This window comes from Halomonas sp. LS-001, assembly GCF_052983955.1.
On the sequence record NZ_CM129816.1, the window covers coordinates 2,194,100 to 2,208,890 of the forward strand.

The 14,791-nt window shown below is 53.1% G+C and carries 12 protein-coding genes; 7 read left to right on the top strand and 5 right to left on the bottom strand.

The genetic code is table 11. From position 1 onward, the window contains the following. Positions 1-101: 101 nt before the first annotated feature. Positions 102-872 carry a DUF1338 domain-containing protein gene (locus tag ACU6TU_RS09945; RefSeq protein ID WP_447141279.1) on the top strand — a complete coding sequence of 257 codons (771 nt, stop codon included), beginning with the start codon at positions 102-104 and terminating at the stop codon, positions 870-872. A 114-nt stretch (positions 873-986) separates the two neighbouring features. Here ACU6TU_RS09945 and ACU6TU_RS09950 read toward each other — a convergent pair whose 3' ends face one another. Continuing rightward, entirely contained in the window at positions 987-1,652 is a 666-nt protein-coding gene (locus ACU6TU_RS09950; protein WP_447141280.1) for a CoA transferase subunit B, read from the bottom strand. 80 nt (positions 1,653-1,732) lie between these two features. Further along, positions 1,733-2,431 (bottom strand): CoA transferase subunit A, encoded by a 699-nt coding sequence (locus ACU6TU_RS09955; RefSeq protein WP_447141281.1) that lies wholly within the window; start codon positions 2,429-2,431, stop codon positions 1,733-1,735. Positions 2,432-2,626: 195 nt separating this feature from the next. On the opposite strand from ACU6TU_RS09955, the gene ACU6TU_RS09960 reads away from it, so the two are divergent. The 3 genes from ACU6TU_RS09960 to ACU6TU_RS09970 all read left to right on the top strand — a co-directional run bounded on the left by ACU6TU_RS09960 (position 2,627) and on the right by ACU6TU_RS09970 (position 5,398). Then, complete coding sequence (locus ACU6TU_RS09960) at positions 2,627-3,523, top strand: LysR family transcriptional regulator (RefSeq protein WP_447141282.1); 897 nt, start codon at positions 2,627-2,629, stop codon at positions 3,521-3,523. A gap of 124 nt (positions 3,524-3,647) precedes the next feature. Then, the gene (locus ACU6TU_RS09965; protein ID WP_447144221.1) at positions 3,648-4,520 is read left to right on the top strand and encodes an acetyltransferase; all 873 of its coding nucleotides are present in this window, start codon (positions 3,648-3,650) and stop codon (positions 4,518-4,520) included. A 116-nt stretch (positions 4,521-4,636) separates the two neighbouring features. Further along, complete coding sequence (locus tag ACU6TU_RS09970; protein WP_447144222.1) at positions 4,637-5,398, top strand: LysM peptidoglycan-binding domain-containing protein; 762 nt, start codon at positions 4,637-4,639, stop codon at positions 5,396-5,398. 38 nt (positions 5,399-5,436) lie between these two features. Here ACU6TU_RS09970 and gcvT read toward each other — a convergent pair whose 3' ends face one another. Beyond that, positions 5,437-6,570 (bottom strand): glycine cleavage system aminomethyltransferase GcvT, encoded by a 1,134-nt coding sequence (gene gcvT / locus ACU6TU_RS09975; RefSeq protein ID WP_447141283.1) that lies wholly within the window; start codon positions 6,568-6,570, stop codon positions 5,437-5,439. 166 nt (positions 6,571-6,736) lie between these two features. Beyond that, on the bottom strand, positions 6,737-8,146 hold the full coding sequence (locus ACU6TU_RS09980; RefSeq protein ID WP_447141284.1) for an alanine/glycine:cation symporter family protein: 1,410 nt from the start codon (positions 8,144-8,146) through the stop codon (positions 6,737-6,739). A 571-nt stretch (positions 8,147-8,717) separates the two neighbouring features. Between ACU6TU_RS09980 and gcvH the strand changes: the two genes are divergently transcribed. Both gcvH and gcvP read left to right on the top strand, forming a co-directional pair. Beyond that, entirely contained in the window at positions 8,718-9,104 is a 387-nt protein-coding gene (gene gcvH / locus ACU6TU_RS09985) for a glycine cleavage system protein GcvH (RefSeq protein ID WP_447141285.1), read from the top strand. A gap of 92 nt (positions 9,105-9,196) precedes the next feature. Next, complete coding sequence (gcvP, locus tag ACU6TU_RS09990) at positions 9,197-12,121, top strand: aminomethyl-transferring glycine dehydrogenase (protein ID WP_447141286.1); 2,925 nt, start codon at positions 9,197-9,199, stop codon at positions 12,119-12,121. 70 nt (positions 12,122-12,191) lie between these two features. Here the strand turns inward: gcvP and ACU6TU_RS09995 are convergent, their stop codons facing one another. Next, complete coding sequence (locus ACU6TU_RS09995; protein ID WP_447141287.1) at positions 12,192-13,097, bottom strand: LysR family transcriptional regulator; 906 nt, start codon at positions 13,095-13,097, stop codon at positions 12,192-12,194. Between the two features lie 252 nt (positions 13,098-13,349). On the opposite strand from ACU6TU_RS09995, the gene ppnN reads away from it, so the two are divergent. Next, a complete protein-coding gene (gene ppnN / locus ACU6TU_RS10000; protein ID WP_447141288.1) occupies positions 13,350-14,732 on the top strand; it encodes a nucleotide 5'-monophosphate nucleosidase PpnN in 1,383 nt (460 codons plus the stop codon). The last annotated feature ends 59 nt before the right edge of the window (positions 14,733-14,791 follow it).

A 14,791-nucleotide genomic window follows, 5' to 3' on the forward strand; every position in this document is an offset into this window, starting at 1 on the left:
AAGCTCCCTTAGTCGTTAATCTGCGTTGAACGCCGCCTCGCTTTCCTTGCCTATAATACCTTAACGATTCACCTCTCACGTCGTTCTCAGGCGAGGTTATTATGCAGCGCAAGGAGTTTGTTCAGCAGCTATGGCTGGATTATGTTCACATCCACCCCGACCTTGGGGCTTTGCCGTTATGGCCAACCTCAGTGCCAGCAGAGTATCTGACGCTGTTGACGATGAACGTTGGCCAATATAGCGCCAAGGCGACCGCACCCTTGCTGGCACAGATGGGATATCAACCGGTGGGTCGCTATGCCATGGCGGATAAAGGTCTGCTGATTCATATATGGGCTCCTGACGACGACAGCAGCTGGTTAATCGTGGTAGAGCTTCAGATGGGAGCTTTACCCAAAAAACCCAGAGAAAACCTGATCGCTCTCATTGAACAGCGCTCTCTCAAACGTACATCAGAGGATGTAGCACCTTTCTGTCATGGCCGCCCCTGGCCGATGCCCTCATGGTCACTTCATGAAGAACTCATCGCGACACATCCGCTAGCCGCCTGGCTCGCTGTGATGGGGCCACGTCTCCATCATGCCGGGTTTGATTGTCAGTCTCTAGGCCAGCCGTTACACACAATAGACCAACAGCTCAGCGAAAGCGGCGTGGCTCATGGCTGCGCTGAACAAAATGGTATTTTTCCTGTTTCCGGGCTGTTAGAGCATCGCTTTTACCCGACCAACGCACAGAAAATGGTTTTCTCTGAAGGTGATGAACACCGCGTGTCTTTCGGCGGACTGGCTTTGGTACAAAAGCGCGTCGAACATGACCACGAACCGATTGCCTGCCTGTTACTTCCCCATCACACGCGATGCGAAATTACCTGATCCGTCATTTTTTCAGAAATATCGCCCAAACCTGCCTTTAAAAGGCACAGTATCAGCCAGTCCTGATCCTGTGCCAGATTGTCGATGGGCGTATATCAACCAATCAGATAACGTTTATTCTTCAGCAAACGTCATTTCCGGTACGTGGTCCGGCACTACCAGCTTACCCGCCGTTTTTTCGACAATTTCTTCGACGCTGACGCCCGGCGCGCGCTCCTTGAGAATGAAGGTTCCGTCCTTGATTTCCATATAGGCCAGATCCGTCAACACTCGATTGATGCAGCCAGCGCCTGTCAGCGGCAGCGCACATGATTCAAGCAGCTTGGATTCACCATGCTTTGACGCATGTGTCATGGTGCAGATAATGTTTTCAGCACCGGCCACCAGATCCATCGCTCCCCCCATGCCTTTGATCAACTTTCCAGGCACCATCCAGGAAGCAATATTGCCGTTCTGGTCAACCTCAAAAGCGCCCAACACCGTCAGATCAACATGACCGCCACGGATCATTGCAAAGGATTCAGCGGATGAAAAAATGGCTGCCCCCGGGCGTGCGGTAACCGTCTGCTTACCCGCATTGATCATATCCGCATCGACTTCTTCCTCGGTCGGGAAGCGCCCCATACCCAGCAAGCCATTTTCTGACTGCAGCATGACATCGATGCCTTCGGGTATGTAGTTGGCAACCAGCGTAGGGATACCAATCCCCAAATTAACGTAGAAACCATCTTCCAGTTCACGCGCAACGCGCATTGCCATCTGTTCTCGTGTTAAAGCCATGGTGTTAGATCCTGTTGTTCAGATAAAATTGTTCAGATAAAAGAGAACGGTTATCCAATGAGAGTGCCTGAAGAAGCGCTTTAGCTACGTACCGTGCGCTTTTCGATCCGCTTCTCAAACGATCCCTTAATAAGGCGATCCACATAAATACCTGGCGTATGAATCTGAGCCGGGTCCAGCTCGCCTGGCTCAACAATTTCCTCAACTTCCACCACGGTAATTCTGCCTGCTGTCGCCGCCATCGGGTTGAAGTTCTGTGCCGTATGACGATAGACCACGTTGCCATACCAGTCGGCTTTCCAACCTTTTACGATGGCAAAATCACCGGTAATGGCTTCTTCAAGAATATGCGGTCGACCATTGAATTCGCGTACTTCTTTCCCTTCACCAATCGGGGTGCCGTAACCTGTGGCGGTGTAGAAAGCAGGAATCCCCGCCCCACCTGCGCGCATTTTTTCTGCCAACGTACCCTGAGGGGTGAGAACCACTTCAATTTCTTCATTGAGCATCTGCTGCTCAAAAAGGGCATTTTCACCCACATAAGACGCCAGAATCTTACGGATCTGACGATCTTCCAACAGTAACCCCAGACCAAACCCATCAACACCGCAGTTGTTGGAAACGACAGTAAGGTCTTTCACATTACGGCGTTTGATTTCGGCAATCAGATTTTCAGGAATACCACACAGACCAAAGCCACCTGCAATGATGGTCATGCCGCTTTCAATTCCTTCCATTGCTTCTTCGTAGGAAGCGACTCGTTTATCAAAACCCGCCATGGTCAATCCTCGCTTGTTGTTAATGGATACTGGTTACGAACGCTGCTTATGTCTTTCACATGCTATTTACGATCAAACCTACTGACAGCCTTTGCCGCCGGGCTGAATCAGTGTTGTACTAGATCATATATTTGTTAAGTTTGTTTTATTTATCAATTGATTTATTTTATTAATAAAAATAATCGGAGCCTCGCCATGACCGTCAAGCAGCTGCGTGCGTTTCTCGCCGTAGCACAGACCTTGAGCTTCACCCAGGCCTGTGAAAGGCTGCACCTTTCACAGCCAGCCTTGAGTCTGGCGATCAAGGGGCTGGAAGATACCTTAGGTGGCAAGTTACTGATCCGTAACACTCGCAACGTGCGTTTAACCCCTGAAGGGGAATCCCTGGTGCCGCAGGCCAAGCAATTACTTGCCCAGTGGGACAACACAGAAGAACGTCTGCGCCAGCGCTTTACCCTTCAGCTGGGTCGCCTTAGCGTTGCCGCCATGCCAGCCTTTGCGGGTAACCTGTTGCCAGCTGCCCTGGTCAGATTTCGTCAGCAATATCCGAAAATCAATATCACTGTACACGATGTGATCAACGAAAAAGTCGTTGATATGGTTCGCTTGAAAGAGGTGGAAATGGGGATTGCCTTTGCACCTGAAGGCTTGGGCAGCCTCTATTTCACTCCCTTGTTTGATGATCGATTTGTTGCCGTCGTGCCGCGTAATAGTCAACTCGCCAGCGCTAAACGCCTGACGTGGGCCGAGATGATTCGTCAGGAATTTATTACTCTGCAACGCCCGTCGATGGTCCGCCGCTTGCTTGAACAGGCACTGATCAAGCGCTCAATCGAGTTACCCGTCGCCTTCGAGAGTCATCAGCTTGCCACGGTTGGTCGCATGGTCGCGGATGGTCTTGGCGTGAGCGCGGTCCCCTCAATGTGTATCCAACAGATGACAGAACTGGGGGCGCATTGCGTGCCACTCACCCAACCGGATATTTCATGTCAGGTCGGCATCCTTACCCATCAGGAACTTTCGGTAGCGGCGCAAGCATTGCGTAATGTAATACAAGACACGGTCCAGGCACCGTCTCTGGCGACACGTTAACGCAGGAATTTTTGTTTTACCCACTGCTGGGAACCGAACAAAATATCCATTAGCATTTATTGGACTATCATTTCAGCCAGCTACAAGAACGATACCAAAAATCAGGGATCAGGCTATGTCAACGATGAAAGGAATTATCAGTTTACTGTTATTGAGCATCAATTCCTTAGTGTGGGGGGGGCCTCTCATTGTCCTGGCGCTGTTGAAGTTGCTCGCGCCCACACCAAAGATTCGCCTCATGATCATGAAAAGCTTGAACTTTGTGATGATGCATTGGCTCGATTTCAACCTATGGTGGATGCGGCGCTTGTTAAAGACACCATTATCAATGCAGCTGCCCGACGGCCTGGGTGAAGACAAATGGTGGCTGGTTATTTCCAATCACCGTAGCTGGACAGACATTTTCGTACTGTTTCTGGCGCTCCACCGTCGCATTTCCATACCGCGTTTTTTCATCAAGAAAGCATTGCTTTGGATACCGATTGTCGGATTAGCCTTTTGGGCTCAGGATTATCCCGTCATGCGCCGCTATAGTCGGCAACAGCTGGCCAAAAATCCGAAACTTGCCGACATAGATCGTCGCGCTACCCAGCAGATGTGCGAACGGGCCAAGGATTATCCTATCTCCATTGTTATTTATGCAGAAGGCACCCGTTTCACTCCGCTTAAGCGCGAGAGTCAGGAAAGCCCTTATCGACACTTACTTCGCCCAAAGTCGGGCGGTATCGCACAGGTATTAAGTTTGATGGGTGATCAGCTCAGCGGCATTCTGGACGTCACCATCAAGTATGAAAACCCCGTGCCCACTTTCTGGGGATTCCTATGTGGCGAAGAAGCACCTATCAAGCTCACCGTTCGGCGTCTGGAAGTCCCCAAGTGGATGTTGGATACTCAATACCATGCGCAACCTCAGGATAAGGAACGCTTTCACCAATGGATCAATGCTTTGTGGCAAGAAAAAGACGCGTTGCTGGACGACCACACTCAGCACGACTGATACTCGCCTGGTTGAGTGTCTGCGTTCTGGCCTTGCTGACAGGGTGTGCGAGCACACCCGATAGCGCCTCGGGGCCACCCTCTTCTACCGGGGCACCTTACGAAAATGGCCTGTGGATGACGGTTCAGTCAGGCGATACGCTGGGAGAAATCGCCCAACGCGTTAACGTGCCCATCGAGCGCCTGCAGCGCTTCAACCCGGATGTTGATCCACGTCGTCTGGTCGTTGGCCAATCGTTACTGATTCCGTTTCAGCAGGAACGTGCTCCCCTAGCCGGCCCTTATCGCTATCAGATTCGTCCAGGGGATACCTTTGCCGGTATTGCCCGCCATTTTGGTGTGCGAACGCAGAGCATCATCAATGCCAACCCAGGCGTATCGCCGACTGCCTTAAGAATTGGCCAGCTGGTCAGCATCCCGGTATCAGGCAGCTCGAATCGTCCAGCAACGCCAGCGCCCAGCGCTACAGCCGCATCCGGCCCACCGCCAACGGGCAACCTCCCCGACTCCGCGAGGCGCTGGCCGTGGCCGCTGGAAGACTATCGAATTGTACGTCGTTTCGGGCCGGATGACCGGGGAACGCTACAACCCATGCTGCTTGCCACTCAGGCAGGCGCCAAGGCGACAGCTGTAGCGCCAGGGGATGTACGTTTTGCTGGCAGCATGCGTCAACTGGGTAAGGTGGTCATTGTTCACCATCAGGACAATCTGCAAAGCGTCTATGCCCTTTGCGAGACCTTACTGGTAGAAGAAGGCACCCGCGTTGCGACAGGCGATGTGCTGTGCGATGTCGGGCTCAACAGAGGCGGGCGCCATGACCTTCTTTTCGACCTGCGTCAGGGCGGAAACCCTATCGACCCACGCCGGGTGCTGAAATAACGGTGCTGAAGTAACAGTACTGACATAACGAAGAAGATTCAGCCGCGATAATAGCCGGGGCTCACAAAGGGTGTTTTCGTTACGTTCATCGGTAAGTGTTTTCCTCTTACCAAAGCGTAAACCTGTGTGCCTACGGCTTCCCACTCACGCAAGACGTATCCCATTGCAATCGGTTTACCGACACTGGGGCCAAAGCCACCTGATGTCACAACGCCTATTTCCTTACCCGCTTCGTTAACCAGTACAGCACCTTCACGTACGGGTGCCCTGCCTTCAGCCGTCAGGCCTACCCGCTTTCGGGTGTGGTCCTTGGCGTCCACCTGATGCAGCACCAGATCGGCCCCCGGAAAGCCTGCGGCGCGTGCTTCACCAAGACGGCGAGGCTTGCTGATCGCCCAGATCAATCCGGCTTCTACAGGCGTTGTTTCGGTATCCATATCGTGGCCATAGAGGCACAACCCAGCTTCAAGACGCAAGGAATCCCGAGCTCCCAGGCCAATGGCTTCCACCTCAGGCTCCGCCAGCAGGCGCCTTGCCAACGCATCAGCTGCCTGTGAGGATACGGAAATTTCAAAGCCATCTTCTCCCGTATAACCGCTACGGCTTACCCAGATAACTTCGCCTGCCAGCCCTTCGCCTTCCGCCAGCGTGAAACGCTGATGTTGCATGAAAACCAGCTCACAGGCTTGAGGGCAAATACGCTGCATCACGTCTTTTGCCTGCGGCCCCTGAAGGGCTAACAGGGCACGGTCTTCCAGGTAAGTAATGTCCTGCTGCTCGCCCAGGTTTGTCCTCAGGTGAGCCAGATCCTGAGCCTTACAGGCAGCATTCACCACCAGATAGAAATGATCGCCAGCATTAACAATCATCAGGTCATCCAGGATGCCGCCGGATGTACTGGTAAACAACCCATAGCGTTGTGCGCCTTCAGCCAACCCGACAATATCAGCGGGGATCAGCGTTTCCAGCGCCTCTGCTGTCTTTTCACCGCTAATGGTGATCTGCCCCATGTGTGAAACATCAAAAAGCCCGCATTGCGCACGCGTATGTTCATGCTCCTTTTTGACCCCAAGCGGGAACTGCACCGGCATATCATATCCCGCGAAAGGCACCATTTTTGCCCCAAGTTCGACATGCAGATCATGCAGAGGGGTTTTCTTCAGCTCGCTCATTCAAGTTTCCTCGCAGCTTAAAAAAGCGCGGGAAGACACACAATGTGCCTTCCCGGCTTTTACCTCATGCAGCAAAACGGCACTGCATTCCTGGTTGCTCGTACGTAGACAGTTCGTTACAGACAGTTCTTTGTAGACAGTTCGTTATAGACAGCTGGAGCTGGATTTACGAGGTCTTATCGTGGTCCAGTTCTTCACCCGGCAAGACATCCTTGCCGTCGAAGTAGTCTTTGGTCAGTTTGAAGACCACCGGTGACAGCAGCGCCAGAGCGATCAGGTTGGGGATCGCCATCATCGCGTTGAAGGTATCCGCCATCAGCCAGATAAAGCCCAGATTCGCCATGGCGCCCAGCGGGATCGCCAGCACGAACAACACGCGATAAAGCATGATAGACCGTGTACCGAACAGGAACTGGAAGCATTTTTCCCCGTAGAAAGACCAACCAATAATGGTCGTGAACGCAAACACCGCCAGCGCGATGGAAACGATTGGATTCCCCCATCCCGGCAAGGCCGCATCAAACGACAAGGCGGTCAATGACGCCCCTACTTCACCATCGATCCAGACAGTCGAGGTCAGGATGACAAGCGCGGTAATCGTGCACACCACGATGGTGTCAATGAAGGTACCCAGCATCGCTACCATGCCCTGGCGAACCGGATTTTTGGTTTTTGCTGCCGCGTGGGCAATTGGCGCACTGCCCAAGCCCGCTTCGTTTGAGAAGATACCGCGTGCCACACCAAAACGGATTGCCGCCATCACCGCAGCGCCAGCAAAACCGCCCATGGCCGCATGCGGATTAAAGGCATAATAAAAGATCAGGCTGAAGGCTTCGCCAATCTCGCTGGCATTGATGATCAGCACAATAATGCCCGCGATGACGTAAGCAATCCCCATGACCGGCACAAGCTTACCGGCGACTTTACCAATACGCTTGATGCCCCCAAGAATCACCGCGCCGGAAAGCACCATGATCACCACACCGGTCAGCCAAGCGGGAATACCAAAGGTCGAATTCATGGCATCCGCCACAGAGTTCGACTGAACGGTATTGCCGATACCAAAGGCGGCGACCGCACCAAAGAAAGCAAAGGCTCCCCCTAGCCACAACCATTTACGCCCCAGGCCATTCTTGATGTAGTACATCGGCCCACCAATGTGAAATCCGGTGCTATCAGTTTCACGAAAGCGTACTGCAAGAACGGCTTCGGCAAACTTGGTCGCCATCCCCACCAGGGCAGTAATCCACATCCAGAAAACGGCACCCGGCCCGCCTAACGCGATAGCGGTGGCGACACCGGCGATATTACCGGTACCGATGGTGGCAGAAAGTGCCGTCATCAAGGCATTGAACGGTGAAATTTCACCATCATCGTCGGTTTTGGCTTTACCATCAGGCGTTTTTTTCGCGTCACGACCCTGCCACATTAGCTTGAAACCCATGCCAAGCTTTCTTATCGGCATCAGTTTCAAGCCAATTTGCAGGTAGATCCCTACCCCTAGTAGCAAAATCAGCATCAAGGGCCCCCAAACGACCCCGTTGATTGACCCAAAAATGTTGGTCAACGTCTCCATTACTCTTCTCCTGATACCTTTTGCGATTGATTTGTACCGTGGCTGACAGCAGACCTGACGCAGGCAGCCCTGAGATGCTCAGCTCTGATACAATCGTTAGTGTTATATGACGGCATTAATACGCAGCGAAAAAGCTATTTGGCAACATCGGGTCGCCATCAGCTACCCGCGTTATTCTAGCGTCGACACATGCACTGTCATCAGCAGATCTCAACGCTCGAACGACGCTTCAAGCCTACTTGCCGTTGCGTAAAAAGGCACGTTATCAAGCCCGGTTTTCATCGCAAAACAGTTTTTTTATGGTTAGTGGATAGCTTCATTGCAAGCATTGCCAGAAAAACTGACTAAACTTTCCGTCAGAACCAGCAATACCCACTGCTATAAACTAAAACAAGACGCGTGCCGTGCAAAGTGTTAACAAGAAATTTGTTTCCTTTTGGAAACACGGTAACATGTGTCCAATCGTGAGGACGCCACTCTTTCAGAGTTTCAGAGCATTGAACCTGCGACGGAGTATGTGCTTCGTACCTCCACATCCGTTTATGATCCACGTTTTATATAGGAAAATAGCATGAGCCAAGTTCCCGCGAATCTTCATTACGCTCCCAGCCATGAGTGGGTGCTGGATAATCAGGACGGCACCGTCACAATCGGTATTACCGACCATGCCCAGGAGGCATTGGGTGACGTTGTGTTTGTTGAACTGCCTGACGTCGGCCAGAAGCTGAACAAAGGCGACGAGTTCGGCGTCATTGAATCTGTCAAGGCGGCTTCTGATCTCTACGCACCGGTGAGTGGCGACGTGATCGAAGTCAACGAAAACCTGGAGGATGCTCCCGAAACTGTTAACGAATCGGCTTATGAAGATGGCTGGATCATGAAGGTCCGCCTGGACGGCAGCATTGATGACCTGCTCAATGCCGAGGCTTACAAAGCTTCCATTGATGCTGACGACTAAACCCTAGTCCGACACGCTTCCCACTGCCCGCTTACACCCTGCGGGCAGTTTTAGTTACTGCCTGGTCTTCTTTAACGTCTGGATATCGCACAATGTCTACAGAGTCTACCGAAACGCGGCCTTTTGCGGCACGCAAGCTGGCGGAACTGGCCAACCACGACGCCTTCATCAAACGCCACAATGGTGCTGACGCTACCGACAGCAAACGAATGCTGACGGCCCTTGGCGTCTCCTCCATGGCAGATTTGATCCAGCAAACCGTGCCGGATGATATTCGTCTGGGCCGTGAGCTGAACCTGGACGAACCTCGCAGTGAAGCGGAAGCACTCGATTACCTCGCACAGCTTGCACGCCAGAATCGCGTTGCCAAAAACTATATTGGCCAAGGCTATTACGGCACGCTTATGCCGGCGGTGATTCAGCGCAACGTGCTGGAAAACCCTGGCTGGTATACGGCGTACACACCTTATCAACCGGAAATCTCTCAAGGACGGCTGGAAGGTCTGCTCAATTTCCAGCAGGTTGTGATGGACCTCACCGGCATGGAACTTGCCAATGCTTCTTTATTGGATGAAGCCACCGCCGCCGCCGAAGCCATGGCGCTATGTAAACGCGCCAATAAAAAGAGCAAGTCCAACGTCTTTTTCGTTGCCGATGATGTCTTCCCACAAACCCTGGATGTGCTCAAGACCCGTGCAGAATATTTCGGCTTTGAGCTGATTGTCGCCCCAGCTGACACCTTGAGCGAGCACGATGCCTTTGGCGCGCTGCTTCAGTACCCGGGTGAAACGGGCCAGGTTCGCGACTTGAGCGAGCTGATCAACTCGGCTCATCAACAGCACATGATGGTCTGTATCGCGACCGACCTTCTGAGTCTGGTTCTCCTCAAGGAACCCGGCCAACTGGGCGCTGACATTGTCGTCGGCAGTTCTCAGCGTTTTGGCGTACCCATGGGATTCGGTGGCCCGCACGCTGCTTTCTTTGCCACGTCAGACAAGCTCAAGCGCTCCATTCCCGGGCGTATCATTGGCGTCTCGAAAGACAGTCGTGGAAAAACCGCGCTGCGCATGGCAATGCAAACCCGCGAGCAGCATATTCGCCGCGAAAAAGCGACGTCGAACATCTGTACCGCTCAGGCACTACTGGCGAATATCGCCGGTTTTTACGCCACCTACCATGGCGCCGATGGGCTACGCACCATTGCTAACCGCGTTCAGCGCTTGACCAGCATACTCGCCCTTGGGTTGCGCCAATCCGGCATTACCCTTGCCAATGACAGCTGGTTCGACACCCTGCGCCTCAGTGGCGTTGATAAAGGCAAGATCCATGGCCGCGCCATGACGCATGACGTCAATCTGCGTTACTTTGACAACGGTGACGTCGGCATCAGCCTGGACGAAACCACCACCGCCCATGATGTGGCAATGCTGCTGGACGTTATTCTGGGTGACGAACATCAGCTTGCCATTCCCGTCCTTGATGAACAGGTCGTCACACAATCCATCAGCGGCATCCCTACCGATTGCCAGCGGGAAAGCGACTTCCTGACCCACCCGACCTTCAAGCGTTACCGTAGCGAAACCGAGATGCTGCGCTACCTGAAACGCCTGGAGAACAAGGACCTCTCCCTTGCCCATGCAATGATTCCGCTGGGCTCCTGTACCATGAAGCTCAACGCCACCAGCGAGATGATTCCCGTCTCCTGGCCAGCCTTTGCCAACCTTCACCCCTTTGCACCACGTGAACAGGTGGCGGGTTATCATCAGATGATCGATGAACTGGCCGCGTTTCTGGTTGAGATCACAGGCTACGATCATATTTCCATGCAGCCTAACTCCGGGGCTCAGGGTGAATATGCTGGACTGCTTGCCATTCGTCGTTACCAGGCCGCAGAGGGTGAAGCCCATCGCAATGTCTGCCTGATCCCCAGCTCAGCTCACGGCACCAATCCGGCGTCCGCTGCCATGCTGGGCATGAAGGTCGTCGTTGTCGAATGTGATGATGAGGGGAATGTTGATCTCAATGACCTGACCCAGAAAGCGGAAAAATATCATGACACGCTTTCCGCTATCATGATCACCTACCCGTCTACCCATGGCGTGTTTGAATCCCATGTACGAGCGGTATGTGAGGTGGTTCATCAGCATGGCGGTCAGGTGTATGTCGATGGCGCCAACATGAACGCTCAGGTAGGCATTACCCGGCCGGGGGATTTCGGTGGCGACGTTTCCCACCTCAACCTGCACAAGACGTTCTGCATTCCCCATGGCGGCGGTGGCCCTGGCATGGGGCCAATCGGCGTCAAGGCGCATCTGGCACCTTATGTGGCCAACCACGTCGTCACACCGTTCGAAGGTATCGACAAAAACAGCGGCGCCGTGGCTGCTGCGGCGTTCGGTAGCGCTTCGATCCTCCCGATTTCATGGGCTTATATCAAAATGATGGGCGCTCGTGGCCTGCGCGAAGCAACCGAACTGGCCATTCTGAATGCCAATTACATCGCCAAACGCCTGGAAGACAGCTACCCGGTGCTGTATCGCGGAGAAAACGGCTCGGTGGCGCATGAATGCATCATTGATATTCGGCCACTCAAGGCTGCCTCCGGCATCAGCGAGGAAGACATCGCCAAGCGCCTGATGGATTATGGATTCCACGCGCCTACCATGTCTTTCCCGGTGCCAGGCACCTTGATGATTGAGCCGACGGAATCAGAATCACTGTATGAAATCGATCGTTTCTGCGATGCGATGATTGCGATTCGTGAGGAGATTGCTCAGGTTGAGCGTGGCGAATGGTCGCTGGAAGATAACCCGCTGGTCAATGCGCCGCATACCATGGCGGATATCATGGACGCTGACTGGCAGCGCGCCTACTCGCGTGAAATTGGTGCTTTCCCCACCGACGCGGTGAAAGCATCGAAATACTGGCCTACCGTCAATCGTGTGGACAATGTTTTTGGTGACCGGCAGCTGATCTGCACGTGCCCAAGCATTGATGAGTACCGCGATCCCGCCTGAATAAACGCGACTGTCTAGCTAATCAGCAACGGTACTGTTTAGCTAATTAGTTTAGCGGATCATACGCCCTCTATGCCAAAGGCAGCGAGGGCGTTTTTTCAGGAATACGCTGCTCCTTGAACCCATTCAGCAGCTTTTCATAGCGTTTAGGCAAAGGAACGCCAGCGCGGTGAACAAGATAAAGCACCTCGTCCACGCCATTGGCCACGATCAACTCTTTCACTTGACGCTGCCAGGGGGAGGTTTCCAACACCAGGCGCGATACCACCGTAAACCCCAGCCCTCGTGCCACAGCATCCAGCACCATGCTGACCTCATTGGTAAACCCTTGATGCCGGAAATGGGTCATGGAGCGAAAGTCATCGGCGTAGTTGGCTTTTAACAGAGCGTTGGCATGATTGATGCCATCATAATAATTAATAAACCCAATCCCCATCAGGTCACTTAATGTGCTACCTGCAAAATCAGCGGGCACCACCAGGCACAATGGCTCCTGATGCCAGATAACACACTGTAAATCAGGGTGTTTGACCGCTTCCGTCACGATCCCGATATCGTAACGGCCATTCAAAAGGTCCGCGACGATTTCATGATTAAAGGCAAAGCTGTAATTAACGGTCAGGTTAGGCTGCATCTGCTGCTGACCCAGGATGTAGGGGTAAAGCATCAACCCCACGCTACCCGGTGATGCAATACGACACTCGCCTGAATCCAACTGGTCATCATCAAGCCCATGACGAAATTGCTCATGCTCGGCAAACAGCTTCAAGGCATAGTCATAAGCGCGCCGCCCGGCTTCCGTCAATACAATCCGGCGGCCCTGACGCTCGATCAACACCTTGCCCAGATAGGTTTCCAACTTACGAATGTGCTGACTAACGCCTGGCTGCGTCATTTCAAGACGTTGCGCTGTGCGCGTAAAACTGCCGGTTTCCACCAACGTGATGTAAGTACGAAAATATTGTGCATTAAACATAGCAAGGAGCCACTGTGTAACGAATCGAACCCAAAAAACGCGGTGCAGGCAATTTTTCGAGTTATTTCAACCTTTGGGGCTATTATTCTAACATATTAACCCCCTTGCCTCAGTGCGCTGCCAGCGTCATGGTGACGTGGTAATATTGCCGTCTAACATTGGCCATATAAATCGCCTACGATTATTTGCTTAGCCGACATATTTCGTTGCCAACATCACAAGACTTCACGCTTACTAGATGGAACCTGACCTATGAGCAGCCCCCTTCAGCCACGACCCACGCTGTCGAGTATCATCTCCCCGGAAGGCAGCCTGGAAGTCCTCTCTCAGCATGAAGTCAACCGGCTACACCGCACCTCGCAAACGGGGCTTCATGACCTGTTACGCCGTTGCGCCCTGGCCGTGCTGAGCTGCGGCAGCCCGACAGACGACAGCCTGGCATTGATGGAAGCCTACAAGGATTTTGATATCGAGGTGTTGCAGCAGGACCGCGGCATTCGGCTCAAACTGACCAACGCCCCGGCGGAAGCGTTTGTGGACGGCCGCATGATCCGCGGTATTCGTGAGCACCTTTCCGCTGTCATTCGCGATATCGTCTACGTTTATAACGAAATTCAGCAACATCACCGCTTTGACCTGACAACGGGTGAAGGCACCACCAACGCCGTTTTTCATATTCTGCGCAAAGCGGGCACGTTAAAGCCGGGCCGTGATCCAAGCCTGGTGGTTTGCTGGGGCGGTCACTCAATCTCGCGTGAGGAATACGAGTACACCAAGGATGTGGGCTATCACCTGGGCCTTCGGGATCTCGACATATGCACTGGCTGCGGTCCTGGCGCCATGAAGGGACCAATGAAAGGTGCCAATGTGGCTCACGCCAAGCAGCGTCGCCTTGACAGCCGCTATCTGGGCATTTCAGAACCCGGCATTATCGCTGCGGAAGCGCCAAATCCGATCGTCAATGAACTGGTAGTGATGCCTGATATTGAAAAGCGTCTGGAAGCCTTCGTACGTTTGGGCCACGGCATTATTGTGTTCCCTGGCGGCGTCGGTACCGCTGAAGAAATTCTTTATCTTCTCGGCATTTTGCTGCATCCCGACAATAAAGAAACCCCTTTCCCATTGATTTTCACAGGCCCTGCCGACTCAGCAGACTACTTCACCAAAATTGATGAGTTTCTTGTTTACACGCTCGGTGAAGACGTACGCCAATATTACACCATCATTACCGGCGACCCGGTTGAGGTAGCACGTAAGATGCGACGCGACATTGATGAAGTCGCCGAGTTTCGTCGTCATCATCAGGATGCCTTTTATTACAACTGGCGCTTAACCATTGCACGTGATTTTCAGGCCACGTTTGAGCCCACTCACACCGCCATGCAGAGCTTGAAGCTTGACCGCGAACAGCCGACCCACGAGCTTGCGGCCAACCTGCGGCGTGCATTTTCCGGTATCGTCGCGGGTAACGTAAAGGAACAGGGGATTCGTGCCATCGAAGCCCATGGCCCCTTCCAACTCCAGGCAGAACCAGAACTGATGCGGCGTCTTGATGCCCTGCTGACCTCTTTTGTTGCCCAAGGCCGGATGAAGCTTGATGGACAACCCTATACGCCCTGTTATGTACTCGGTTAATCAGATTTTCGGCCACCGGCATTAAGTTAACGGGCGCGTATTGATTTATAACCAAGGAG